The following is a 24,551-nucleotide window of genomic DNA, read 5'->3' on the forward strand; positions in this document are numbered from 1 at the left end:
CAGCGGAAGGACCGTGCACATGTCCTCAGCGGCCGAACACCGGCATATCGTCGTGGTCGGGGCGGGTTTCAGCGGTATCGGTCTCGCAGTGCGCCTGCGGGAGGCCGGATTCGACGATCTGCTGATCCTGGAGCAGGCCGACGATCTGGGCGGCACCTGGCGGGCCAACACCTATCCGGGCTGTGCGTGTGACGTGCCGTCCCCGCTCTACAGCTATTCGTTCGCCCCGAACCCCGATTGGTCGCGCACCTACGGCACCCAACCGGAGATCCTCGAATATCTGCGTTCGGTGGCCGTCCGGTTCGACGTCATCCGGCATATCCGCTTCGGCACCGAGATGCTGGACGCGCGCTGGGACGACGGCCGCTCACACTGGCGGATCGAAACCAGCCGCGGCACGGTCACCGCGGACTTCCTCGTCTCCGCGACGGGGTTGTTCGCCGAGGCGAAGTATCCCGACCTACCCGGCCTGGACACGTTCGCCGGCACGAGTTTTCATTCACTGCACTGGGATCACGACCACGATATGACCGGCAGGCGGGTCGCGGTCATCGGCACCGGCGCCGCCGCGGTGCAGTTCATTCCCCGGATCCAGCCGCAGGTCGCCGGTCTGGTGGTGTTCCAGCGGTCGGCGCCCTGGATCATCCCCCGGCTGGATCGCCGCACCTCGCGTCTCGAACGGCTGCTGCTGCGCGAGTTCCCGCCGGCGGGCGCGGCGATGCGCGGCGGCTGGTTCCTGGCGGTCGAGAGTTTCGGATTGGTCGGTTTCGTCGACAAGCGGTTCCGGCATCCCTTCGAGATGCTCGGCAAACTGCAGCTGCTGCGACAGGTGCGCGACGCGGCGCTGCGCCGGCGACTGACCCCCGACTACATGATCGGCTGTAAACGCGCCCTCTTCTCCGATGCCTACCTGCCCGCACTCGACCGGCCCAATGTGGACGTGGTCACCGACGGGATCGCGCAGGTGCGGCCGCGCTCGATCGTGACTCGCGGGGGCGCCGAGTATCCGGTCGACACGATCATCCACGGGACCGGGTTCTGCGCGCTGCCCAGCGCCTTCGAGCGGTTCGCCGGGCGCGAGGGACTGTCGATCGCCGATTTGTACAGCCAACAGCCGCAGAGCTATCTCGGCACCACCCTGGCGGGATTTCCCAACTTCTTCTGCACATTGGGCCCCTTCGGCGCGGCCGGGAACCAGTCCGCGATCTTCATGATCGAATCCCAGATCGCCTATATCGTCGACGCGCTGTCCACCGCGCGCAGGCGCTCGGCCCGCCGGGTGGAACTCAAACCCGGGGTGCAGGACGCTTTCCTCGACGAGATGGCGCGGCGCAGCGTGTCCACCGTGTGGGTCTCCGGCGGGTGCACCAGCTACTACCAGACCCCGGACGGCCGCAACGCCGGCCTCTATCCCAATTGGAGCTTCGAATACCGTTCCCGGACAAGACAATTCGATTTAGATGCTTATACGATAGGCTCCACATGAGGAGTACCCGGCCACCTCGGGAATCCGCCCGGCGATCACGTACGAGATCGGGCACCACACCCCGGCGGGCCCGCGAATCGGACGGTCTACGCACTGCCGCGCGCAGCGGTGAACAGTCGCGCTGGATCACAGGCCGATCCGACGATCACAGATCGGATCCGCGCATCCGCGCCGACCGCGTTCAGTGGTAGGCCAGCTCGCGATAGTTGTCGAGGATCTTCCGGATGGAGGACGTGACGGGCAACTCGCCGTTCAACGGCGTCCATTCGTACGCGGCGTGCGCACTCAGCACGACGGGCGCCGTGGCCACCACCTCTACCGCGAAATGCAGCCGCCGCACCGGCTTGCCCGCCGGGGACAGGTAGTCGAAGTCTCCGACGTGGTGCCGGATATCGGTGACGGTGAGCCCCGTCTCTTCCTGTACACCACGAACGAGCGCGCCCGTCACCGATTCCCCGGGTTCCACCGTCGCGCCGGGGAGTTTCAGTGTCGGACGAATCGGCCCGGTGCTGGGCAGTTCGAGTAATAGAACTTCCCCACCCCGATCGATGATCGCGCCTACCCGCAGCCCGACCCCGTCCTGTTCGCCACGAGGCAGGGTCTCGTCGAACATCGATACCGACATGTGCGGTCTCACCAACCTTCGATCGGGCGGACTCGCCACGGTCACGCCGCAGGCGAGCCATTAGATATTACCGCGCCGTGACCATCGGATGACACCGGATTGACCGAAGTGAACAACTCGATCCGGCGGCGCCGCGTATCGGCGCACAACAGCCCGCAATCAACCACGGCTGCGAAACATATTCTTCACAATTACGAAACATATTGATGGCCAGTGGATTACCGCGACAAGGCAGAGTGACACCTGAAACACCGAGGTTGCGACGGAAGCACTCCGCGCGCGCACTTCCGACGCGCGAAGACCTGTGACAGAAGCCTCGCCGTGACGGCGATCTCAGGAGTGTCGACCTACCGAGATCTGTGACCCGGCACACCGCGGGCCGGTAGGAGAATATTGTTCTCGAAAATTAGAGTATTCGTTCCATGAACGGGCGAGCCGCCCTATGCTGAGCGCGTGCCCAAGCATGATCGGTATCGGGTCGTCCAGTGGACGACCGGCAACGTCGGCAAGAGTTCCGTCCACGCCATCGTCGCGAACCCCACCCTCGAACTCGTCGGCTGCTACGCGTGGGCGCCGGCGAAGGTGGGGCGCGATATCGGCGAGTTGTGCGGAATCGAACCGCTCGGGATCACCGCCACCGACGATGTGGACGCACTGCTGGCCTTGAAACCGGACTGCGTCGTCTACAACCCGATGTGGATCGACGTCGACGAACTGGTCCGCATCTTGGCGGCGGGCATCGACGTGGTCGCGACGGCCTCGTTCATCACCGGCCACCGCCAGGGCCCGGGCCGCGACCGGATCGCCGAGGCCTGCCGCCGGGGCGGTTCGACGATATTCGGCTCGGGTATCAGCCCCGGATTCATCAACCTGCTGGCCATCGTCTCGGCGGGCATCTGCGACCGCGTCGACAAGGTGACCGTCAGCGAGGCGGCCGACACCACCTTCTACGACTCACCGGCGACCGAACGGCCGGTCGGATTCGGCCGGCCGATCGATGACCCCGAACTACCCGCCATGGCCGCCGCGGGCACCGCCGTATTCGGTGAGGCGGTGCGGATGATCGGCGACTCCCTGGGCGTGGAACTCGACGAGATCCGCTGCGACGCCGAATTCGCGCAGACCACCGCCGATCTGGACCTGGGTTCGTGGACCATCCCGGCCGGCGGGGTGGCGGGAGTGTTCGCGAGCTGGAAGGGAATCGTCGCCGGCCGCGCCCTGGTCGAGCTGACCGTGCGCTGGCGCAAGGGGCAGACCCTCGAACCCGATTGGCAGATCGATCAGGACGGCTGGGTTCTCCAGATCGATGGGCGCCCGACCGTGAAGAACATCGTGAGCTTCCTGCCGCCACCGGATTTCCAGGCCGAGACGATCGCCGATTTCATGACCCTCGGACACATCATGACCGCCATGCCGGTGATCAACGCGATCCCCGCGGTGGTCGCCGCCGCGCCCGGCATCGTCACCTACAACGATCTACCGCTCATCCAGCCGCACGGCGTCGTCCCCGGGGTCGGCTAGTCCGGGCACGGTCAGGCAACGGGGCCGGGCGCCGCTCCGGTTCTCGCGCACCACGCGATCCAGCGCCTCATAGCGGCGGCCGGGCGGTCCGCGGGATAGGCCGAGTCGGCGACCGATCCGCACTCCACCCGCCCACCCGGTCGACGCCGACCGGCCTTGGCGACCGCGGCCCCTGCGGTCGCGGTGCGTATTCGAGAGGGTCGCGCGCCATACCTCCGGCCGCACCGACGCGAGCACCGGAACCGCAGCGGTCGCGCTGGTGTCCGAGGGTGTGGCGAGCAACTCACCCGATATCCATTCATCCACGGATTCGCTTGCCCGAGAACATATTTCATAAACCTCTCGCCCGGATGACCGCCCGCGCCGCGCCGCACCGCGCGCGGCGACTCCCCACGTACGGGCTATTATTCGCACAGCGTCGTCCGGCGCCGGAACATGCGCCGGCCGACTCCGGACCGTCCGTACCGCGGGCGATCCGAGGTGCCGCGCAGGATCACCTGCGCGCGGCGGGCGCGCCGGCGCCGGTCGGGTGCGGGCACCGAGCGCAGAGGGGACGAGATGGACAGGCCGGCATGGGCGCCCGCGGGTGTGGATATGGGACAGCCGAGCCCGGCGCGGATGTACGACGCACTCCTCGGCGGGTCGCACAACTTCGAGGTCGACCGGCGTGCGGCGCAGCGCGGCAGCCGCCTGGTACCCGATCTGCCCCGGCTGGCATTGAGCAACCGGGCCTTCCTGCGCCGTTCGGTGCGCTTCCTCGTAGAGGCGGGCGTGACCCAGTTCCTCGATATCGGTTCGGGGATACCGACCGCGGGTAACGTGCACGAGATCGTGCAGGAGTGCGGGTCGGACGCCCATGTGCTGTATGCCGATATCGATCCCATCGCGGTCGCCCACTCCCGGGCGATCCTGGTCGGCGACGACCGCTACCGCGCGATCGAGGCCGACCTCCGCGATCCGGCGGACCTCCTGAAACGGGTCGTCGCCACCGGTCTCGTCGATTTCGCGCAGCCGGTCGGGATACTGCTGTTCGCGGTCCTGCATCTGCTCTCCGACGATCATCTGCCCGCGGCGAAGGTCGCCGCCTTGCGGCATGCCGTACCGGGCGGCAGCTTTATCGCCATCTCGCATCTGACCTCCGCACAACGCCCCGAGGACGCCGCCCAGCTGGGCGCCTCTTCAGCCGCCGCCAACGGGGTGGGCATCCATTTCCGGTCGCGCGCCGCGATCACCGCGCTGTTCGACGGTTGGGAGCTGGTGGAACCCGGAGTGGTCGAACTGCCGCTGTGGCGACCGGAGTCGGCACGCGACCGGCACGAACAGCCCGGCCGATCACTCGGCCTGGCCGGGGTGGCGTGCAAAGCCTGATCCGAGCACCGGGATTACTGCCGTGACCCCACGGGAACTCGCGGTCGGCTGGGCGGACGCACTCGACGGCGCGGTCGCACCGACTCTCACCCGGGACCGGATCGAAGAGCTACTGGCCGAGCTGGCCGGGGATCTCATCGACGCGGTGCGCGGCCGCCGGGCGCCCGAAACCGCACAGGAGACCGCCGCCGCCCTGGTCGACGCGAACTACCGGGATCCCCTGGTGGTCGGCCGGACGATCCCGTTGATCTGCGCGACCGTGCCCGAGCACCTGCGCCGGACCGACCCCGGCCTGGCCCCCGCGCCGATCCGGGAGCGGGCCCTGCTCGTCGCCGCCGAATTCGCCACCGGCTTCGCCGCCGCGCTGCGCTCGGTGGCGCTGTCGGAGCAGGAGGCCACCATGGCCGCGGCATTCACGGCGGCCCGGGAGGCCGAGACCCGGCGGGAGCTGTCGGAAGCCCGGTTCGCCGCGGTGTTCGCCGGAGCCTCGGTGGGAATCGGCACCGTCGATACCGCGGGCCGGGTGCTGGAGGCGAATTCCGCGTTCGCGGAGATGCTCGGGCTCGAGGTCGCCGAGATGCCCGGGCGGGCGGTGGTCGACCTGGTGGGTGCGGCCAAAATCGGTACCGCCTACACGCGGATGACGCAGCTGCTCGCGGGCAGTATCGACCGGTTCCGGCTGGAGATCGACTACCGGCGCGGCGACGCTTCGAAGGCCGGTATCGATCTGTCGATGTCGGCGGTCCGGGATCACCGCGGCCGGATCCAGTTCCTGATCGGCGTCGCCGTCGATGTCACCGAACGCCGCGAACTGGCCGCCCAGCTCTGGTACGACGCGAATCACGACGAACTCACCGGCCTGCCCAACCGCGCGTATTTCTTCGACCGGCTCGCCGCCGCCAACCCGCCGGTCGGCGTGGCCTATCTGGATCTGGACGGGTTCAAGGAGATCAACGACCGTTGGGGGCATTCGTCCGGCGACGAGGTTCTGCGCACAGTGGGAGTCCGGCTGCAGGGGATCGTCACCGCGGCGGGCGGGGTCGTCGCCCGGCTGGGCGGCGACGAATTCATCGCCATGATCGAGAACTGCCGCGGCGCAGAGCAGCTCGCCGCGATGCGCGCCGATCTGCTGGCCACGCTCACCGCGCCGATGGCGATCCGGCAGCAGACCATCACTATCGGCACCAGTATCGGCACCGTCTATCTCGAAGACGCGCCGACCGAGATCGACGAGGCCATGCAGGCCGCCGATATCGCCATGTACCGCAACAAGGCCGCCCGCTCCAGGCCCTGAGCGCCACTGTTCGGCCGCGGTACCGCTGTTGACATTTTTATGATGACCGGTCTATTTTCTTGGTATGGGCACCAAGGGAGCCGAAACCAGACAGCGGATAATCGAGGCCACCCGGTCCTCGATCGAGCGCCGGGGTTATTTCGGCACCGGCCTGAACCAGATCCTCACGGCCAGCGATACCCCGCGCGGATCGCTGTACTTCCATTTCCCGGGCGGGAAGGACGAACTCGTCGCCGCGGCGATCACCCAGACCTCGGGCCTGATCGACGCGGCCCTGGACGCCGCCGACATCAGCGATCCGGCCGGCGCGGTCGCCGATCTGATCACTCTGCTCGGCGACCGCCTGGAGGCGTCGGGGTGGGAGAACGGCTGCCCGGTCGCGACTGTCGCACTGGAGATCTCGGGCACGAACGACATCGTGCAGCAGGCCTGCGCGCAGGTGTACGCACAGTGGACCGAGGCCCTGCGCATCATCCTGCGAGCCGGCGGCCACCGGAACGCCGAGGATCTGGCGGTTTCGCTGCTCGCATTGGTCGAAGGTGCGCTGCTGCTCGCACGGACCCATCGCAGCCGTGAACCGCTGGACCGCGCCGCGCGCGTCGCCCGCACCCTGCTCTGAATCCGACCCACACAGGTCACCGTGTACGCATATCCGCAGAATATGTAGACCAGTCTAGTTAGGACACTGATATGAGCACACCGGACACTCTCGTCTTCGGCGCGGCCGGATTCATCGGGCGCGCACTCGTGGCCCGCCTGCTCGAGCAGGGCCGAACGGTCGCCGCCGCGGTACGCCCCGGCAGTGAACCCCGCCTCCGCGCCTGGCTCGACGGCCGGCAGGTCGATCGCCGGCGGCTCACCGTGCTGGCCGCCGATATCACCGACCCCGAACTGGGCGCTGTGGGATCGGCACGGCTGGACGACGTGCGCGACGTCTACAACTGCGCCGCGCAGTTCGCGTTCGGACTGGACCCCGCCCTCGCCCGGGCGGTGAACATCGACGGCGCCGTCCGGGTGCTGCGCTGGTCGGCGCAACGCCCGCGGCTGCGCCGGCTGGTCCATATCACCGGCTATCGGGTCACCGTGCCCGAATCCGCCGAACACAACTACGCCGTCGGCGCCTACGGCGCGTCGAAATTCGAGGCCGACCGGATCCTCCAGGAAGAAGCGATCGCCACCGGAGTTCCGCTGAGCATCGCGAACCCCAGCACCGTCATCGGCCCCGGACAGTACATAGGCCTGGCCGAACTGATCCGCGACCTCTGGTACGGCAGGCTGCCCGCGTTGCCGGGCAGCGCCGAAACTCTGCTCCCCATCCTGGATCTCGACTACTTCGTCGCCTTCCTGACGGCCCTGCCGCAAGACCCGGACACCGCCGGCGAGTCGTACACAGTGCTCGATCCGGCGAGCCCGCCGCTACCGGACCTGATGCGATTGCTGGCCCGGCATATGAACGTGCGCGCACCGCATCTCACAATTCCGGTGAGCCTGGTGGCCCGGCTGCCCCGCTGGGTGACCGGAGTGGACCGCGAGCGGCTGGCTTTCCTCGCGGACGAACGCTACGACACCTCGGCGGCGGAGGCCGTGGCCGCGCGGGCCGGGCTCGTCATGCCGGCGACCGAGCAGATCGTGCGCACCTGGGCGGATCACCTGGTGAGCAGCCGCTTCGGCACCACCGACGCGGATCCGGCGGCGGGTTTCCAGGGCCGCCTGTGGGTCTCCGGCGACCGGCACACGCCGGAATTCGTGCTGCTGCACGGGCTGCCGACCGACAGCGAAGCGTGGCGCGAGGTGCGCGAGCGCACGGGCGTGGCCACATTGGCCGCCGATCTCCCCGGCCTCGGCCGATCCGCGCCGGGGCCGGCGGGCCCGGATCACCGGATCGACGAGCTCATGGACGCGGTCACCAGCCGCCCGGTCCTGGTCGGGCATTCTCTCGGCTGCGTACCGGTACTGCGTTACGCGGCGACCCATCCCGACCGCGTCGCCGGCGTCGTGCTGGTGTCCCCGGCATTCCTGCAACGCCGCGGACCCTGGATCACGCGCACCCCGCTCGCCGCCGCCTACCTGCGCCGTCTTTCCGCCGACCGGTTGGCCGCCCTCCTGCGGGTGCCGCCGGGCCCGGCGATCGAGAGCGCCGGCGCGGGTCTGCGCCGCGGCGGGGTGGCGCGGCGCACCGTCGCCGCCTTACGCTCCGCAACCCGGCCGCGGAGCCGCGCGGCCGCACGCGCACTGCTGGCGGAGGCCACCGTGCCGGTCCATATCGTCGTCGGATCCGACGATCCGCTCACCAGCGCCGCCACCGCACCGACGACGGTGATCGACGGGGCCGGTCACAATCCGCATCTCACCCATCCCGAGCACGTCGCCCAGATACTCACCTCGAGCCAGAACATGTTCACCACCAACATGTTCCACGCATAGCTCCGGACCGACCGGCCGATCGACTTCCACGACTCGCCGTCGGGCGGCGGCTGCCGGCCCCGCCGCCGCGACGACCGGTCGGGCCGTAAACGGTCACGGCTCGACCGGCGGCAACGCCGGCACCACGGATCCAGGATCGACGCCCGAGAACGCCAGCGCGATGAACAAACCGGCCGCCTCCTCCAGTTGTCTGGCCCGGTCCAGCCGCCCCACCACGGCCGGAACCGCGCCGGCGTCGCGCACCAGCGCCTCGACGACATTCAGCGCCTCCGGGTCGTCACCGCAGAGAGCGACGGTGGTCGCCGCCGCGGCGGCGGACCCCCACCGCGTGGACGGAACCAGGTGAATCCCTTCACCACCCGGCCGCCGGGGGCGTATTCGGCGATACCGTCCGCACTGAACCTTGCCGGCTGGGTCATCAGCGCTACACCGGTCGAGCCGCGGCGATCGGGGCTCGAGCCCGCGGTCAGGACGCCCGGGCCGCCTCGGCCTGATCGTCGGATCCGTAGGCCGCGAGGAAGGTGCGCACGGCGGCGGCCGCGATCGCACCGAGTTCGGCCCTGGGCACCTTGCGAGCACCCTGGGCGGACCGGTTCTCCAGCGGACCGGTGAGCAGGGCCAGGAATTGCTCGGCCGCGACGGCCGGATCAGTGATCCGCAACCGCCCGGACAGCGCGAGCAGCCCCAGCCGGTCGGTGAGCGCGTCCAGAGTTCTGGTCGCCGTCCGTTCGCGGACGAGCGTGACCAGGTCGGGCAGCCGGTTGGACTGCGCGGCGGCGAGGCGGCGCAGCGCGTGCGAGGTGTCGCCGGCGCAGACGCGCAGGAGCCGCTGGGCGGTGTTCTCCAGCGCCGACCCGAGATCGGCGCCCGGATCACGCAGTCGCTCGACGGCGGCGAGGCAGTCGGCGCCGACCTGATCGGCGGCACGCAGCAGCGCTTCCCGGAGCAGGCTCTCCTTGTCGGCCATGTGGTTGTAGACGGTGGGTTTGGCCACACCGGCTGCGTCGGCTATCTCCCGGACACCGGCCTGTTCGTAACCGAGCCGGGCGAATACGGCGAAAGCCGCGTCGAGGATGGCCCGCCGCTTATCGATTCGCCCGGCACCCGGGCCGTCCGCCGTTCGCGCACACACCCGCCGATGCTAGCAACAACACCTCGGGATTGAACCCATCGGTTCAGAAGTTCATACTTGGATTGACATTACCGGCAAGACAGATAATCTGAACTCGCCGGTTCAATCCAGGGAGGTATTCCAGTGATAGTCAACATCTTGCGGTTCCGCTTCAAAGACGGCGTCCCGGAAGGGGAACAAGCCGCGGTACTCGAACGCATGCGCCGTACCGCGCGCGTGGAATCGGTCGTCTTCGGTTCCGTCGGCCGCGATATCGGCGACCCCCGGGACGGATTCACCCACGCCTTCCTCGCCGCGGTCGGCGACCTGGACGCGCTCGAGCGTTATCTGCACGACCCGGTGCATCTGGCCGGAGACCCGCACATCCTGCCGTATTTCGCACGCCTGTCCGCGGTCCGTTTCGCCGACGATCCGGACCCGGAACTGGCGCAGAAGATCGAGAATCTACATCTGGCGAAGGTGCGGACCTATCCCGACTGGGGCCGGATGCTGGCCGAGATCACCGACGGCACCATCGCCACCGAAACCCCCGCGTAGCCGAGCCCGAACCCGGTTTGCCGCTGTCCGCCGATCCGCGGAACCGGCGGACAGCGGGATTCAGCGCACGGCCGCCGAATCCCCGGCGCCCTCCCCGACATAGGCCGCCCACAGCGCCCGGTAGGAGCCACCGGCACGGGCGAGGAGTTCGGCGTGGGTACCGGTTTCCAGCAGACGGCCCTCACCCAGCACCACGATCAGATCCGCATCCGCGGCGGTGGCCAGCCGGTGCGCCACGACAATGGTCGTCCGGCCCGCGGTCAGGACGTCGATCGCGGCCTTGACCTTGGCCTCGGTCCCCAGATCCAGTGACGCCGTCGCCTCGTCGAGGATCAGGATGTCGGGCTCCACCAACTGGGCCCGGGCCAGCGCCAGCAGTTGGCGCTGGCCCGCCGACAGCCCGCGACCGTGCTCACCGATGGGCTGCAGATAGCCGTGCTCGAGCGCCGCGATCATCTCGTGCGCGCCGACGGCCCGGGCGGCCCATTCGATCTCGGCCGGAGTCGCCTCGGGCCTGCCGTAGGCGATGGCGTCACGCACTGTGTCGCCGAACAGGAACGGTTCCTGCGGCACCACACCGAGCCGTTTGCGATAGTCGCGCAGGGCGTACCGGCGGATATCGACACCGTCGATCAGCACCCGGCCCGCGGTCGGATCGTAGAACCGGGCCAGCAGCTTGACCAGGGTCGATTTCCCGGCGCCGGTCTCACCGACCAGGGCCACCCGCTGGCCCGGCGCGATACGCAGAGCCACCTCGCGCAGGGCGGGCACCGGCGGCGCTTTCGGCGTGGACCCCGCGCCGGTACGCGGACCGTAGGCGAAATCCACCGCGCGCATCTCTATCTCACCGCGCAGCGAGCGCACCGGTCGCGGGGCCGGATCATCGGGGGTGTCCACCGGGGTGCGCAGCAACTCACCCAGCCGGTCCACCCCGACCACGGCCTGCTGATAGCCGTCGAACACCTGCGAGAGCTGCTGGATCGGCGCGAACAGCAGATCGATGTAGAGCAGGAAGGCGATCAGGGTGCCCGCGGTCACCGCGGCGTCGCGCACCTGGTGCACACCGACGGCGAGCACCGCCGCGGTCGCCACGACCGACATCAATTCCACGAACGGGAAGAAAACGGCCATCAGCGTCTGACTGCGCAACCGCGCGTCCCGGTAGCTCCAGGAGCGTCGCTCGAACTCGGCCTGGTTCACCGCTTCCCGCCGGTAGCTCTGGGTGACCTTGATGTTGTCGACGTTCTCCTGCAAGTAAGCGTTGACCACGCTCACCCGATCCCGGGCCAGGTTGTAGGCGGGTACCGACGCCCGGCGGAACGCGATGGTGGTGACCACCAGCACCGGCAGGGTCGCCAGCACCACCACCGCGAGCCCGGCATCCACCACCAGTAGCGCGACGACCACGCCCACGATGGTGATCGTGCTGGTCAGCGCCGTGGCCAGGCCGGTCTGCAGGAAGCCGGACAGTCCGTCGACGTCGCTGGTCATCCTGGTCATGATGCGGCCGCCGAGTTCGCGCTCGTAGTACTGCAGGCCGAGTCGCTGCAATTGGGCGAAGGTCTTCACCCGCAGGCCGAACAGCAGTCGTTCACCGGCCCGGCCGGTCACTCGCACCTGCGCCACGCCGATGACCCAGTCGACGGCGACCACCAGCAGCGTCAGCCCCGCCGCGACGAGCAGTACCGCACGCGCCCCGGCGAGTACCCCGTGATCGATCCCGTGGCGCACCAGGAACGGAATCAGGACCTGCGCCAGCGCGTCGATACCGACCAGCGCCAGCCCGGCGAGCAGGGGCCAGGTGAACGGTCGCAGCAACCGCGACAAACCGAATCGCGGATCGGGGGTGTGGGAGAAGGATTCGGGGACCTCCGGTTCACCGGTGGCCGGTGGCAGCGAATCGATGAGCCGCGCGACGTCCCCGCTGGGCGGCGCGGCCGCCAGCATCCCGCCCATGGCCGCGCCCCGCCCGACTCCGGCCGGAGCGCCCGCCGCGCGCTGCGCGAACGCCTTCGCGACCTGTTCGAGTGTGCGAGCGTCGTCGGCGTCGACGGCGGGCTCCACCCAGAGCACGGCGGTGGGCACCGGTGCCGCGTCCTGCGTTGTCGCCGTATCGATCTCGGCCGGATCCGGCGGGGTGAACAGCGCCCGGAACAGGTGGCCGCGATCGCGTAGTTCGTCCAGCGGGCCCAGCTCGGCGACCCGCCCGCCGTCGAGTACCGCGACCCGGTCGGCCAGCGCCAGGGTGGACAGCCGGTGTGCGACGACGAGCGTGGTGCGCCGGTGCACCTCGGCGGCGATCCGGGTGAAGATGAGCTCCTCCACCCGGGCGTCGATCGCGGAGGTGGCGTCGTCGAGAACCAGGATGGGCGCCTCGGTGAGCAGGGCGCGCGCGAGCGCGATGCGCTGGCGCTGGCCGCCGGACAACCGCTGACCGCGTTCGCCGATTCTGGTGTCCAGACTGTCCGCCGTCGCGGCGACGAACTCGTCGGCGGCGGCCAGGTGCAGTGCGTGCCAGATCCGCTCGTCACCGGCATCGGGCCGGCCGTAGGCGACATTGGCCCGGATGGTGTCGGCCATGAGGTGGGTGTCCTCGAAGACCATGGCCACGAGGCCACGGGATCCGGGCAGCGCGCGGATATCGACGCCGTCGAAGAGCACGCTCCCCTCGTCGGGATCGAACAGGCGCGGCACCAGTTGCGCGAGTACGGATTTGCCGGTGCCCGCGCTCCCGGCGACGGCCACCGTCTCGCCCGGCCGCACGGTCAGATCGATCCCGTCGAGCACCTGGTTCACCCCGAAACCGAAACGAACACCCCGGAACTCGATTCCCGGGGCCGCCCCAGCGACCGAAGGCGCGCTCGCGACAAGCGCCGTCGCGGGTGCCGGCGCCTCGATCACCTCACGGACCCGGTCCAGCGAGGCCCGGCCCTGCTGGCTGACGGTGAGCAGCATGGAGAACTGCCGGATCGGACTCACGAACGAACCCAGATAGGTCATGAACGCCAGGAAAGTGCCGAGCGTGATCGAATGCCGCAGTGCCAGCAGCCCGCCGACGACGAGGATCGCGGCCTGCCCCACCGCCGGAACGGCCTGCATCGCCGGGGTGAATCGGCTGGTGATCCGCGCCAGGCGCAACCGCGACCGGTACAGCCGGGCGGCACGCTCGCGCAGGCCGTCGAGTTCGTGGCGTTCCTGCCCGAACCCCTTGACCACCCGCACGCCCGCCACCGCGGCCTCCACCTGCATGGCCACTTCCGCCGCGCGGGCCTGGGCGTCCCAGTTCGCCGGGAACAGTTCGCGCTGGCTGCGCCGGGCGATCAGCCACAGCGCGGGCAGCACCAGCAGCGCGATCACCGTCAGCGGCGGCGACATCACCGCCATCAACGCCAGCGCGCCGAACAACAGCACCAGATTGCCCGACACCATCGGAATCAGCTGCAGGAACATCTGAATGAGCGTGACGTCGGTGATGGCCCGGCTGACGACCTGCCCGGTCCGCAGCCCTTCGCGTTCCCGGCCGTCGAGCCGCAGCAACGAGGCGAACAGGTCACGCCGTAGATCGTGCTGCACACCCAGCGACAGCTTGGACGAGCTGACCCGGCGGGTGAACGACGCGCCGAACCGCGCCACGCCCAGCGCCAGCAGCGCCAGCGCCCACGGCGTCACCGATGCGGCGGTCACCGTGAGCGTATCCACCACATGACGGACCACCAGCGGCAGCGTCGCGGTGAGGCCGGCCGCGACCGCCGCCCCCAGGTAGGCGCCGATCACCAAGCGGCGGTGGACCAGACATCGGCGGGCCAGGTAGCGCAGCCAGCCCGCGCCGTCCGACGTCCCGGCCCCCGTCTCCTCGCCGGGCTCCCCCACCTCCGCGCCCGCGGTGCCCTGCCGCGTTCCGGAGCCGCTCACCGCGCGACCGCGAGCGCGGCCTCGGCGGCGAGCCGACTGTCCGGGCGCGCCAGACCGTAATGGCCGCGCAGTGTGGTCGAGGTGTATTCGGTGCGGAACAGTCCACGCTCCTGCAGGATCGGCACCACCCGGTCCACGAACCGGTCCAGCCCGGAAGGCAGCACCGCGGGCATCACATTGAACCCGTCGGCCGCACCCGCCCGGAACCATTCCTCGATCGTGTCGGCCACCTGTTCGGCGGTCCCCGCGAATGTGCGGTGCCCGCGGCCCCCGCCGAGCCGGGCGATCAACTGACGCACCGTGAGCCGCTCGGTGCGGGCCAGATTCACGATCAGCGTGTATCGGCTCTTCGCGCCCTGGATATCGTCCTCGCTGGGCAGTTCGCCGGGAAGTTCGCGATCCAGCTCCAGCGCCTCGGGCGGCAGGCCGAACCGCTCGGCCAGCTGGCGGCGCGCGTAGTCCGGGGAGATCAGACGTTCCAGTTCGGCGTCCAGCTCCCGTGCCTCGGCTTCGGTCCCCAGTTCCAGTACCGCCCGTAGCACCGACCCCGCGCTGCCGTCCGCCATCGCCGCCACCTCTTCATCACGCGCCGCCAGAAAACGCTAGCCACCGGCCGGGGCCACAAGCAGGTTTGGGCGCATCATGATCCGAAGCGGTCCCGCGGCCGGGTCTCACCCGGATCGGGTGACGACAGGTCGCGCCCGGTCGCCCTACTGTGCGCGCATGGGCAGACCACATGCTGATCCGGCCCGACCCGCCCCCGAATTCGCGGCCCGATCGGAACGCACCGAACACGGCGCGCGGCAGCGGCGCCGGACCCCCTTCTCCGCGATCGCCGCCTTCGATCCGGCGCCCGACCGCGACCCGCTCGCCCTGCTCGAATCGCAGGCGCCGACCCGGGTCCCCGAACTGGTGCCCGTGCGATACGGGCGGATGGCGGTCTCACAGTTCTCGTTCTTCCGAGGTGCGGCGCTGGTGATGGCCGACGATCTGGCGCGCGTGCCGAGCACCGGCCTACACACCCAACTGTGCGGGGACGCGCATCTGAGCAACTTCGGGCTCTACGCGACCCCGGAACGTCAGCTCGCTTTCGACGTCAACGATTTCGACGAGACCTATCCCGGCCCGTTCGAATGGGATGTGAAGCGGCTCGTCGCGAGTCTCGCGGTCGCCGGGCGCGACAACGGGTTCAAGAGGAAGCAGCGGCGCCGGATCACCCGCGCCTGCGTGGCCGAATACCGCGAAACCATGACCTATCAGGCCGGACGCGGAGAGCTGGCCGTCTGGTACTCCCATATCGACGCCGCGGCCGATATGGCCGAACTACGCGATGTCCTCGATTCGTCGGCGCGCAAACGCGTCCAGAAGACGATCGACAAGGCGTGGGGACGGGACAGCTTCCAGGCGCTGTCGAAATTGACCACCCCGGCGAACGGGAAACCGCGGATCGTCAGCATGCCGCCGTTGATCGTGCCCGTCGAGGAGCTGTTCGCCGGCGCGGACGCCGAGATGGTGCACCGGGGACTGATGCAACGCCTGGCCGACTACCGCGGCACCCTGCAACCGAACCGCCGTTTCCTGCTCGACCGGTTCGAGTATGTGCACGCGGCCCGCAAAGTGGTCGGTGTGGGCAGTGTCGGCACCCGCACCTGGATCATCCTGCTGCACGGGCCGGGCGACGAACCGTTGTTCCTGCAGGCCAAGGAGGCACAGCGTTCCGTGCTCGCGCGCTACGTCGACGGCCCCGGGTACACGAACCAGGGGAAACGCGTGGTGACCGGGCAGCGGCTCATGCAGGCGGCCAGCGATATCTTCCTCGGCTGGCAACAGCACCCCGACCCCGACCCCGACGGCGTGGCCCGCGACTTCTATATCCGCCAGCTCCGCGACGGTAAGGGTTCGGCGGTGATCGAGACCATGTCCCCTGATCTGATGGCGCTCTACGGACGGTTGTGCGCGCGGGTGCTGGCCCAGGCGCACGCGCGCGGCGGCGACCGCTTCGCCATCGCCGGATACCTGGGCTCCGACGACGAATTCGACGCGACGATGTCGGATTTCGCCGAGGATTACGCCGATCAGAACGCCCTCGACCACGCGGAGCTGCGGCGGGCGATCGACGACGGCCGGATCGCCGCGACGCTGGGTACGGATTCCTGACCTGCGGTCGCGAGCGCGGGTCAGTTCACGACCGCGAAGGCGAACCCGTCCCAGCCCTTCGTACCCACCGTCTGCATCACCGTGGCGTCCAGGCGTGGTTCGTCGGCCAGCAGTCGCACCAGATCCCGGCTCGCCCGGACCGCGGGGTCCTCGTCGGTCTCGTCGGCGACCCGGCCCGCGCGCACCACATTGTCGACGACGATGACCGCGCCGGGCCGGGTCAACCGCAACGCCCAGTTCACATAGTTCGAGTTGTTCACTTTGTCCGCGTCGATGAACACCAGGTCGAACGGGTCGGGCTGCTCGTCCGCCAGCACCGGCAGGGTGTCCAGCGCCGCGCCGACCCGGATCTCGACCCGGTCGCCCACACCGGAACGGTCCAGGTTGGCCCTGGCCACCTCGGCATGGCGCGGTTCGAACTCGAGCGTCGTCACCCGCCCCTTCTCGCCCACCCCGCGGGCCAGCCACAGCGTGCTGAAACCGCCCAGCGTGCCGATCTCCAGGACGCGCTGCGCGCCGGTGGATCTGGCGAGCAGGTACAGGAATTTGCCGTTGGCCTCGGAGACGTCGATGGCGGGCAGCCCGGCGGCCGCGTTGGCGCGCAATGTCGCGCTCGCGTCGGCGTCGCGCGCCAGCTGGTCCACCACGTACCGGTCCACGTCCGCCCAATCGGGTGTGCTCATATCCGCAGTCTGCCACCAAAAGCGCCGATACGGCGGACCCTGCCGCACCCCTTCCGGCCGGCGGCCCGGTGGGTGGCGGCGGCATCGCCGTAGGCACTTCCGAAGTCTGCGATACCTCGGCGCGACCCGGGACCGCGGGCGGGCGACGCCGGACCGGTCTCCCCACGGCCGTTTCTCAGCGGACACCGGCGATACCGAACAGCAGCGCATCGATACCGGCCCGGAACACGGAGTCGTTGTCCACGGCGTGCCGTTCGGGCGCGTCGGAGCCGGTGAACAGTGCGGTGAGATGCGGATAGTCGCCGAGCCGCAGCATCGCGGCGATATGGCCGGCGCCGCCGCCGGTCTCCAATACGCCGCGCCCGGACGCTTCCTGGGTCGCGAAAACCGTCACCCAGCCGGAGAGCATCGCGATCCCGGTCATCGTCGCGGCCGGTTCCAGTCGCGCGGGCGCCAGGACCTCGACCATATGGTCGAGGTAGCGCAGGCCGTTGGGACCCAGGCCGCTGGGGTTCACCTGGGCCAGCCAAGAGTGGCGGTGGTACATCGCGCGCGCCTGCTCGGCCACCGACAGCACGTCCGCGCGCAGATCCCCGGTGACGGGCGCGAATTCGTACTCCGCCGCCACCCGGTCGTACATCAGCGACACCAGATCGTCTTTGCCGGTGACGTACCGATAGAGCGAGGCGGCTCCGGTGCCGAGCTCTTCGGCGAGCCGGCGCATCGACAGCGCCCGGATTCCGTCCGCGTCGGCCAGCCGGACGCAGGCCGCGGCGATGTCGTCGAGGCGCAGACCCGGCCTCGGGCCCGGTTTGGGATCCCCGGCCCGCAACCACAACGCGTTCGTCGGTTCAGCGGATGGCACACCGGTAAGCATGCCTCGAGCCGGTTGCGAACATCGTTCGCATTCAGCTAGCGTTAAATGCGAACGTCGTTCCCAGTTGAGGAGGGGTCATGACCGTCATCGAGGCCGAGGGGTTGACCAGGAGATACGGTGAGCGAACCGTGCTGGACACCGTGGACCTGCGTATCGACGCCGGCCGGGTGCACGCCCTGCTCGGGCCGAACGGTTCGGGCAAGACCACGACCGTGCGCATGCTCGCCACCCTGCTACGGCCGAGCGCCGGATACGCCCGGATCGCCGGCTACGACACCGTGCGCGACACCTGGGCGGTCAAGCGGCGGATCGGGCTGGTCGGCCAGTTCCACGCGGTCGACCCGCGGCTCACCGGACCGGAGAACCTGACCCTGTTCGGCCGGATGAACGGGCTCACCGGCCGGCGCGCCCGGGCCCACGCCGGTGAACTACTGGACCGGTTCGGGCTGACCGATGCCGCGGACCGCCTCGTCCGGGACTACTCGGGCGGGATGCGCCGCCGGCTCGATATCGCCGCCGCCATGGTGGTACGCCCCGCCGTCCTGTTCCTGGACGAGCCGACCACCGCGCTCGACCCGCGCAGTCGCAACCAGATCTACGGCTACGTCAACGATTTCGTGGCCGAGGGCACCACCGTGCTGCTCACCACGCAATACCTGGACGAGGCCGCCCGGCTGGCCGATACCGTCACCATCCTGGATTCGGGCCGGGTGGTGGCGACCGGCACCCCGCGTACGCTCACCGCCGGCATCGGCGGTGGACTCGACCTCGTGGCCGACTCCCGGCGTCGCGACGAGATCACCCGGGTGATGGCGGATTTCGGTGGGTCGCCGACCGGCGGCCCGACGGTCCCGGACCCGGGAGATCCCCCGGCGCAGCTGTCGTACTCGTTCCGCGACCCTGATATCCCGCTGCTGCCGATCCTGCGGGCACTCGACGCGATCGGCGTCGACGTCCGCGATATCGGCCGCCGCAGCGCCACTCTCGACGATGCCTTCCTTGCCCTGACCGGCCCCACCCCGAGGACAACCCCGTGACCGACACCCATACCCCGCACCCGCCGTCCGTGTTCGCCGCCACCGGGGCCGCGTTCGGCCGGATCCTGTCGGTCTACCGGCACTCTCCGGGCCTGCTCGCGATCACCCTCGCCGCGCCCGTGGGCATGATGCTGCTGTTCGGTTTCGTCTTCGGCGGCGCGCTGGCCGGCGGCGCGGACGCCACCGCGTACCGGTCCTACCTGACACCCGGCGTCCTTGTCCTGGTCGCGGCGATGGGTCTGGCCGCCACCGCGTCGACCGCCAACGCGGACCTCGCCAGCGGGCTCACCGACCGTTTCCGTGCCCTACCGGTGCCCGCGATCGCGGTGCCGGCCGGTCTGGCGCTCGCGGAAACGCTGACCGGCGGCGTCGCCCTGCTGATCATGTCGGGAATCGGCCTGCTGGCAGGCTGGCGGATCGACGCCGGATTCGGCGCGACGGCAGCCGCCTTCGCACTGCTCGTGCTGTTCCGGTTCGCGTTGAGCTGGGTCGGGATCTGCCTGGGCACGGCGATCCGGGACGAGCAGATGCTCCAACAGGTCGCGCCGCTGATCTTCGGCACGATCATGTTCTCCAATGTCTTCGTGCCCACCGCGTCCATGCCGGGCGCGGTGCGGGCCGTCGCGGAATGGAATCCGGTGAGCGCGGTCGTCGCCGCCCTGCGCGCACTGTTCGGTGCGCCGGAGGTCGCGGCGGAGGGGGCGGCGTGGCCGCTGCGGGAACCGGTCGCGGCGTCGCTGGTCTGGATCGCGGTGACGCTGGCGGTGACGATCCCGGCGGTCCTGCGGCACTACGGCGCGACGCGAGCTCGGCGCAGGTGAGCGAACCGCCCGGTACGCGGCCGGGCGGGTTGTGGGTTCGCCCGGCGTCTCGGCAAGCTGTACGGGTGACGATCACCCTTCCGCCCGGCGTGGTGGCGAACATCCGGACGATCTTCGCCGCCCGCGGCGAACGCTGGCTGGCCGATCTGCCCGAGATGGTGGCCCAACGGTGCGCGGCCTGGGACCTGGAGGTGATCGGGCAGCCGTTCGACGGTGGAACCCATTCCTTCGCGGCGCCGGTGCGGCGCGACGACGGCACCGTCGCGGTGCTGAAAGTTCCGGTGCCCGACGAGGAGGACGCCGGCGAGGTCGCGGGAATGTACTGCTATCGAGGCGACGGCGCCGCATATCTCTACGACTTCGACGCGGACAGCGGCGCGCTGCTGCTCGAGTGGGCGCGCCCGGGAACACCGCTGGTGGCCCAGCCGCCGATTCCGCTGGAGGGCAGACCGGAGAACGCGGGCCGGGTGCGGCTCGCCTGTGCGCTGTACCGGCGGTTGCGGCGCCAACCCACCACCCTCCCGCCCGGATATCCGCCGCTACCGCTGGTCGCCGATATCGTGTCCGACTGGACCGTCCGCCTGACCGGCGCCGAGCTGACCGGGTACCTCACCGCGGAACTGACCGGGCCGGCCCGCGACTGGTGCGCGGCCCTGGCCGAACCGGACGGCCCCTTGCTGGTCGTGAACCGGGACACCCACCTGGGAAATATTGTCGCGGCCGAACGTGAGCCCTGGCTGCTCATCGATCCGAAGGCTTATCTGGGTGAGGCGGCCTTCGACGCCGGGTTCCTGATCCTGAAAATGGTGGAAACCGAGGCGGATCCGGATCCGCGTGCGGCCCGCCGGATGGTCGCCGCGGCGGCCGACGGGCTCGAGGTGCGGCCGGAACGGGCTCGGGGCTGGGCGTTCCTGCGCGCGGTGGAGGAGGTCGCCTGGTCCCTCGAGGACGACCGGCCCACCGACGCGGCCAGATACCGGCGGGTGGCTGCCGCATTGTCGTGATCGCGGTGCACCGATTCGCGGCCGAAATGATTCGCGCCCAGTATTGTTATGACGCTGATCATTTCGGCGGGCAGCACGGGGCAGCCGATCCTGATCGAGGGGATGGTCACTATGCGCTGGTACAACGTGGACGAATGCGGGCCCGAGTCCTTCTCCGCGCTCGCCGACGGGTTCGTGCCGATGGCACACGAGTTCGGTCAGTTCGAGGGCTGGTCCGCCGGACTCACCGGTCAGGAATCGAGCGTGTACAACCTGCTGCGCTGGGATCAGCGCGGAATCCGGCGGTGTCACCGCACCCGCAGCCATATCCGCACCACCCCCGGCGACGACTTCTACTGGGTGGTCATGCCCGACCGCGGTGAGTACGCGATGCGTTTCCGCGACGAGGTGACCGCCGTCGGGCCCGGCCGGGCCGTGGTGGCCGGGCTGGAGGTACCGTGCCGTCTCGATATACCCGATTCGGCGGCCTACGCATTCCAGGTGCCGCGCACCGAGTTCGAGCAGCGGGTACGCCCCCGCGCGCATATGAACGTCGTCCTCGATATGAGCCGCGGCCTGGGCAGGGTCGCCAACGATATGATCCGCGGCGTCCACGCCGAACAGTCCCGGCTGTCCGAACGCGAATTCAATGCGGTCTGCGATCGGGTCACCGAACTGCTGTGCATGATGACCCTCGGCGAGACACAGCCCCAGCGCGACCACCACGCCGAGGTGGCCGAGAGCATTCGCCGCTATCTGCGGGAGAACATCGGCCGCGCGGATGTGCGGCTGCCCGCCGTCGCGTATGCGCTCGGCTGGTCGCCGCGCCAGTTGCGCGCGGTACTGACCCAGTCGGGAACCACGTTCCGGGATGTGCGTCGCGAAGAGGCGCTGCGCGCGGCCCGCGCCCTGCTGGACGACCCGCGCGCCACCCTGTCCATCGCCGAACTGGCGACCCGGTGCGGATTCACACCCACCTGGTTCTCCGCGGCGTTCAAAGAACGCTTCGGCCTGACCCCCCGGGAGTACCGGAGAAGCCGGCGCGCCGAGATCACCGAGCAGGCGTGAACCGCATCCGGTTGTCGCGTGACGCTACAGCGCCGGCTTCAGCCGCACCGGCAGTGCGACCGGCCCTACCGTGCTGATCTGCACGGTGTATTCGACCTCCGCCGGCGGGACGGCCAGCGCCAGGTCGGGATAGCGGCTGAACAGCGTGGACAGGGCGATACGGCTCTCCAGCCGGGCCAGCGGCGCGCCCAGGCAGAAGTGCGGACCGCGGCCGAACGCCAGCTGGTCGCGGTGCTCGTGGTCGATGTCGAAGACATCGGCGTCGGCGTAGCGCAACGGGTCCCGGCCGACGCCGCCGTGCCAGAGCGTCGGTGAACCGGCCGGAATCTCGACCCCCGCGACGGTCACGTCCCGCAGGGGGTAACGCGTGAGCGCACCGACCACCGAGGAGCAGTAGCGCAGCGCCTCCTCGACCACATCGGCCCAGCGATCCTCGGCCTGTGCGCGGGCGAGCTGTTCGGGATACTGGCGCAACGCGATCACGGCATTGCCGAGCAGGTGCACCGTGGTCTCGTGACCGGCCACGATCACCAGCCACAGCATGCTGACCAGTTCTTCGTCGGTGAGCTCGTTCTGCTCGTTGGCCTCCAGCAGCGCCGAGGTGAGGTCGTCGCCCGGTTCGCGCCGCTTACGGGCGAGCAGTTCGAAGAAGTAGGCCCCCATCGCGGCCATCGCCGCCTGCGTTTCTTCGCCGGTACTGGCGACCGAGACGATGGTGAGGGTCCAGTTCTTCAGCGCCGGCTGCTCGTCCACCGGGACTCCGAACAGATCGCAGATCACCCGGACCGGAAGCGGGGTCGTGTAGTTCGAGATCAGATCGACCTCATCGGTATCGGGGAAACTGTCGATGAGTTCGTCGGCGACCTGCTGGATCCGCGGTTCGAGCGCCGCGATCCGGGCCGGTGTGAACGCCTTGTTGATCGTCTGGCGCAGCCGCCGGTGCGCGGCGCCGTCCTGGTTGAGCATGTGTTCGGCGTCGGTCAGCGCCCGCAACGGCCAGTCGGCGGGAATTCGGCCGTCGTGCAGTGCCGGACATTTCGAGGGGTGTTTGGCGAAGACCTTGTCGTCGAGTACTTCGCTCGCGGCCCGATGGCTGACCGCGATGAACGCGGGCACTCCGCCGGGCAGTTCGATGGGGACGATCTCACCGGCACGCTGAATTCGCTCGTGCGTGGCCAGAATGGACTCGCCGGGGGTGGGAAGCTGGATCAATGACTCGGACATGATGTCTCCCTGGGTATTTCGGTGCAATCAGGGCCAGTGTCGGATGCCGGACCGCACCGCACAATCTGTGCGTGGGTTCCTGCCGGTTACCGATATTTCCGCGCACCGAACCGTAATTCCCCGCCGGAGCAACCACCGAGTACGGTCCTCCCAGTGCCCGGGTCCGAGGACCCGGGGCAGCACTGTCGCTCGTTCATTCCGCTTGTTCGCCGACCCCGCACATCGTGGCCGACCCCCGGCAGCGGCCGGCCGGGCGTTCTCGATCGTGCAGGTGACCCGGTCCGGCCGGTAGCGGCCCTCGGGGCCCGCCGCGGTCCGCGTCGTCGCGGTCATCTCCGGTATCGGCATGACGACGGCACTGGGGCCGGCCCCTGCCGTTCTCGACGGATTGTGCTGACCACGCGGTGACGATCCCGGCAGGCGACCCACCGCCGGCCGGGATCGCCGATTCCGGGTTCAGCCCGCCGCGGTGGCGATCGCCGCGGCGACATCGCCGGAATGGGAGACCAGGGAGGCGTGCGAGGCGTCCAGCTCGCTGGTCTGCGCACCCATCCGGGCGGCCATGAATCGCTGCGACGACGGCGGGATCACCCGGTCCTGCGCGGACACCAGGTACCGGGTCGGCGTATCCGCCCACGACGGCGCGGCGGAGGGCTCGAGGTTGGCGACCACCGCGATCGACTTCTGGTGGGCGAGCATCTGAGCGGCGGTGGCGTCGTCGACGTCCTGGGCGAAGACGTCGTGGAAATAGTCGGGGGCCACGTAGGCGTCGAGATTGCGGCCCGCCACGCCCTGCTGGTCCTCCACCATTTTCACCTGCAGCGCCGGCGGCAGCAGCTGACTGCCCGGGAACCGGATCGGATCCAGCGCCAGCTGCGCGAATTCGCCCTGCGCGGGCGCGAAGGCCGCGACGTAGACCATCGAGACGACGTCGGGATCGTGCACATTGCTGATCACGAAACCGCCGTAGGAGTGCCCGACCAGCACGATGGGCCCCTCGACGGTATCGAGAGTGCGCTGGATGGCGGCGGAGTCGTAGGCGGGACCGCGCAGCGGATTGTCCGGAGTCACTACCTGGTATCCCTGTCCGCGCAGCTGCGCGGCGACGCCGTCCCAGCTGGTCGAGTCGGCGAACGCGCCGTGCACCAGCACGACGGTCGGCCGGGGGGCGGCGGAGGCGGGCATCGCGACCGCCGCCAGCGCGACGATCGCGATGAACACGGTCAGTGCGGTGGTGCGCAGAATGCGAATGATTGTCATGGGGTCCCTGTCCGGTCTCGATCGGTTTCTCACGAATTCGAGCAGGTCGGCGCGATCGCCGCGCCGCACAGGTGATGCGAGCGATCAGTCTAACCCGGTCGCCGGACGGGGACGCGCAGATTCGCTCGGCCGCGGACACCTG

The 24,551-nt window shown here is 69.5% G+C and carries 20 protein-coding genes and 1 pseudogene; 12 read left to right on the forward strand and 9 right to left on the reverse strand.

What is annotated here, in order from left to right; all coding sequences use genetic code 11:
* Positions 1 to 19 precede the first annotated feature (19 nt).
* Positions 20 to 1,486 (forward strand): flavin-containing monooxygenase, encoded by a 1,467-nt coding sequence (locus tag OG804_RS15675; RefSeq protein WP_328387237.1) that lies wholly within the window; start codon positions 20 to 22, stop codon positions 1,484 to 1,486.
* Between the two features lie 181 nt (positions 1,487 to 1,667).
* Here the strand turns inward: OG804_RS15675 and OG804_RS15680 are convergent, their stop codons facing one another.
* Complete coding sequence (locus OG804_RS15680; protein WP_328387239.1) at positions 1,668 to 2,111, reverse strand: NUDIX hydrolase; 444 nt, start codon at positions 2,109 to 2,111, stop codon at positions 1,668 to 1,670.
* A gap of 453 nt (positions 2,112 to 2,564) precedes the next feature.
* Here OG804_RS15680 and OG804_RS15685 point away from each other — a divergent pair, with 453 nt between their 5' ends.
* The 5 genes from OG804_RS15685 (at position 2,565) to OG804_RS15705 (ending at position 8,718) form a co-directional block, all read left to right on the forward strand.
* A complete protein-coding gene (locus OG804_RS15685) occupies positions 2,565 to 3,632 on the forward strand; it encodes an NAD(P)H-dependent amine dehydrogenase family protein (RefSeq protein WP_328387241.1) in 1,068 nt (355 codons plus the stop codon).
* Positions 3,633 to 4,190: 558 nt separating this feature from the next.
* Complete coding sequence (locus OG804_RS15690; protein WP_328387243.1) at positions 4,191 to 5,000, forward strand: SAM-dependent methyltransferase; 810 nt, start codon at positions 4,191 to 4,193, stop codon at positions 4,998 to 5,000.
* A gap of 22 nt (positions 5,001 to 5,022) precedes the next feature.
* Positions 5,023 to 6,294 (forward strand): sensor domain-containing diguanylate cyclase, encoded by a 1,272-nt coding sequence (locus tag OG804_RS15695; RefSeq protein WP_328387245.1) that lies wholly within the window; start codon positions 5,023 to 5,025, stop codon positions 6,292 to 6,294.
* Positions 6,295 to 6,358: 64 nt separating this feature from the next.
* Positions 6,359 to 6,913 (forward strand): TetR/AcrR family transcriptional regulator, encoded by a 555-nt coding sequence (locus OG804_RS15700; RefSeq protein ID WP_328387247.1) that lies wholly within the window; start codon positions 6,359 to 6,361, stop codon positions 6,911 to 6,913.
* Between the two features lie 71 nt (positions 6,914 to 6,984).
* Positions 6,985 to 8,718 (forward strand): alpha/beta fold hydrolase, encoded by a 1,734-nt coding sequence (locus OG804_RS15705; protein WP_328387249.1) that lies wholly within the window; start codon positions 6,985 to 6,987, stop codon positions 8,716 to 8,718.
* A gap of 93 nt (positions 8,719 to 8,811) precedes the next feature.
* Here OG804_RS15705 and OG804_RS15710 read toward each other — a convergent pair whose 3' ends face one another.
* Both OG804_RS15710 and OG804_RS15715 read right to left on the reverse strand, forming a co-directional pair.
* Entirely contained in the window at positions 8,812 to 8,961 is a 150-nt protein-coding gene (locus OG804_RS15710) for a hypothetical protein (RefSeq protein ID WP_328387251.1), read from the reverse strand.
* Between the two features lie 223 nt (positions 8,962 to 9,184).
* Entirely contained in the window at positions 9,185 to 9,850 is a 666-nt protein-coding gene (locus tag OG804_RS15715) for a TetR/AcrR family transcriptional regulator (RefSeq protein ID WP_328387253.1), read from the reverse strand.
* 123 nt (positions 9,851 to 9,973) lie between these two features.
* On the opposite strand from OG804_RS15715, the gene OG804_RS15720 reads away from it, so the two are divergent.
* Positions 9,974 to 10,387 carry a Dabb family protein gene (locus tag OG804_RS15720; protein WP_328387255.1) on the forward strand — a complete coding sequence of 138 codons (414 nt, stop codon included), beginning with the start codon at positions 9,974 to 9,976 and terminating at the stop codon, positions 10,385 to 10,387.
* Between the two features lie 60 nt (positions 10,388 to 10,447).
* Here the strand turns inward: OG804_RS15720 and OG804_RS15725 are convergent, their stop codons facing one another.
* Positions 10,448 to 14,299: an ABC transporter ATP-binding protein gene (locus OG804_RS15725; RefSeq protein ID WP_328387257.1), complete on the reverse strand. Its 3,852-nt coding sequence runs from the start codon at positions 14,297 to 14,299 to the stop codon at positions 10,448 to 10,450.
* A pseudogene (locus OG804_RS15730) lies at positions 14,296 to 14,814 on the reverse strand (LLM class flavin-dependent oxidoreductase); the annotation flags it as partial. The gene OG804_RS15725 and the pseudogene OG804_RS15730, both read right to left, overlap by 4 nt.
* 208 nt (positions 14,815 to 15,022) lie before the next feature.
* On the opposite strand from OG804_RS15730, the gene OG804_RS15735 reads away from it, so the two are divergent.
* On the forward strand, positions 15,023 to 16,456 hold the full coding sequence (locus OG804_RS15735) for a DUF2252 domain-containing protein (protein WP_328387259.1): 1,434 nt from the start codon (positions 15,023 to 15,025) through the stop codon (positions 16,454 to 16,456).
* 20 nt (positions 16,457 to 16,476) lie between these two features.
* On the opposite strand, the gene OG804_RS15740 is transcribed toward OG804_RS15735, so the two are convergent.
* Both OG804_RS15740 and OG804_RS15745 read right to left on the reverse strand, forming a co-directional pair.
* On the reverse strand, positions 16,477 to 17,139 hold the full coding sequence (locus tag OG804_RS15740; protein ID WP_328387260.1) for an O-methyltransferase: 663 nt from the start codon (positions 17,137 to 17,139) through the stop codon (positions 16,477 to 16,479).
* A gap of 175 nt (positions 17,140 to 17,314) precedes the next feature.
* Entirely contained in the window at positions 17,315 to 18,004 is a 690-nt protein-coding gene (locus OG804_RS15745) for a TetR/AcrR family transcriptional regulator (RefSeq protein WP_328387261.1), read from the reverse strand.
* An 89-nt stretch (positions 18,005 to 18,093) separates the two neighbouring features.
* Between OG804_RS15745 and OG804_RS15750 the strand changes: the two genes are divergently transcribed.
* The 4 genes from OG804_RS15750 (at position 18,094) to OG804_RS15765 (ending at position 21,925) form a co-directional block, all read left to right on the forward strand.
* A complete protein-coding gene (locus tag OG804_RS15750; protein ID WP_328387263.1) occupies positions 18,094 to 19,053 on the forward strand; it encodes an ATP-binding cassette domain-containing protein in 960 nt (319 codons plus the stop codon).
* Entirely contained in the window at positions 19,050 to 19,874 is an 825-nt protein-coding gene (locus OG804_RS15755) for an ABC transporter permease (RefSeq protein ID WP_328387265.1), read from the forward strand. Before OG804_RS15750 ends, OG804_RS15755 begins: the two co-directional genes overlap by 4 nt.
* 65 nt (positions 19,875 to 19,939) lie before the next feature.
* Positions 19,940 to 20,878, forward strand: coding sequence for an aminoglycoside phosphotransferase family protein (locus OG804_RS15760; protein ID WP_328387267.1), 939 nt, complete (start codon positions 19,940 to 19,942; stop codon positions 20,876 to 20,878).
* 48 nt (positions 20,879 to 20,926) lie between these two features.
* Complete coding sequence (locus OG804_RS15765; RefSeq protein WP_328387268.1) at positions 20,927 to 21,925, forward strand: AraC family transcriptional regulator; 999 nt, start codon at positions 20,927 to 20,929, stop codon at positions 21,923 to 21,925.
* A 24-nt stretch (positions 21,926 to 21,949) separates the two neighbouring features.
* On the opposite strand, the gene OG804_RS15770 is transcribed toward OG804_RS15765, so the two are convergent.
* Together OG804_RS15770 and OG804_RS15775 are read right to left on the reverse strand one after the other, a co-directional pair.
* Positions 21,950 to 23,149, reverse strand: a complete 1,200-nt coding sequence (locus tag OG804_RS15770) for a cytochrome P450 family protein (RefSeq protein ID WP_328387269.1) — start codon at positions 23,147 to 23,149, stop codon at positions 21,950 to 21,952.
* A 456-nt stretch (positions 23,150 to 23,605) separates the two neighbouring features.
* Positions 23,606 to 24,409: an alpha/beta hydrolase gene (locus OG804_RS15775; RefSeq protein WP_442941533.1), complete on the reverse strand. Its 804-nt coding sequence runs from the start codon at positions 24,407 to 24,409 to the stop codon at positions 23,606 to 23,608.
* Positions 24,410 to 24,551 lie beyond the last annotated feature (142 nt).

The sequence above is a fragment of the Nocardia sp. NBC_00416 genome (genome assembly GCF_036032445.1).
Classification (GTDB): domain Bacteria; phylum Actinomycetota; class Actinomycetes; order Mycobacteriales; family Mycobacteriaceae; genus Nocardia.

Coding starts and splice junctions, on each gene's coding strand:
- OG804_RS15735 (WP_328387259.1), top strand. CDS start 15,023: ATGGGCAGACCACATGCTGATCCGGCCCGACCCGCCCCCGAATTCGCG.
- OG804_RS15750 (WP_328387263.1), top strand. CDS start 18,094: ATGACCGTCATCGAGGCCGAGGGGTTGACCAGGAGATACGGTGAGCGA.
- OG804_RS15680 (WP_328387239.1), bottom strand. CDS start 2,111: ATGTCGGTATCGATGTTCGACGAGACCCTGCCTCGTGGCGAACAGGAC.
- OG804_RS15775 (WP_442941533.1), bottom strand. CDS start 24,409: ATGACAATCATTCGCATTCTGCGCACCACCGCACTGACCGTGTTCATC.
- OG804_RS15675 (WP_328387237.1), top strand. CDS start 20: ATGTCCTCAGCGGCCGAACACCGGCATATCGTCGTGGTCGGGGCGGGT.
- OG804_RS15770 (WP_328387269.1), bottom strand. CDS start 23,149: ATGTCCGAGTCATTGATCCAGCTTCCCACCCCCGGCGAGTCCATTCTG.
- OG804_RS15700 (WP_328387247.1), top strand. CDS start 6,359: ATGGGCACCAAGGGAGCCGAAACCAGACAGCGGATAATCGAGGCCACC.
- OG804_RS15740 (WP_328387260.1), bottom strand. CDS start 17,139: ATGAGCACACCCGATTGGGCGGACGTGGACCGGTACGTGGTGGACCAG.
- OG804_RS15705 (WP_328387249.1), top strand. CDS start 6,985: ATGAGCACACCGGACACTCTCGTCTTCGGCGCGGCCGGATTCATCGGG.
- OG804_RS15765 (WP_328387268.1), top strand. CDS start 20,927: ATGACGCTGATCATTTCGGCGGGCAGCACGGGGCAGCCGATCCTGATC.
- OG804_RS15690 (WP_328387243.1), top strand. CDS start 4,191: ATGGACAGGCCGGCATGGGCGCCCGCGGGTGTGGATATGGGACAGCCG.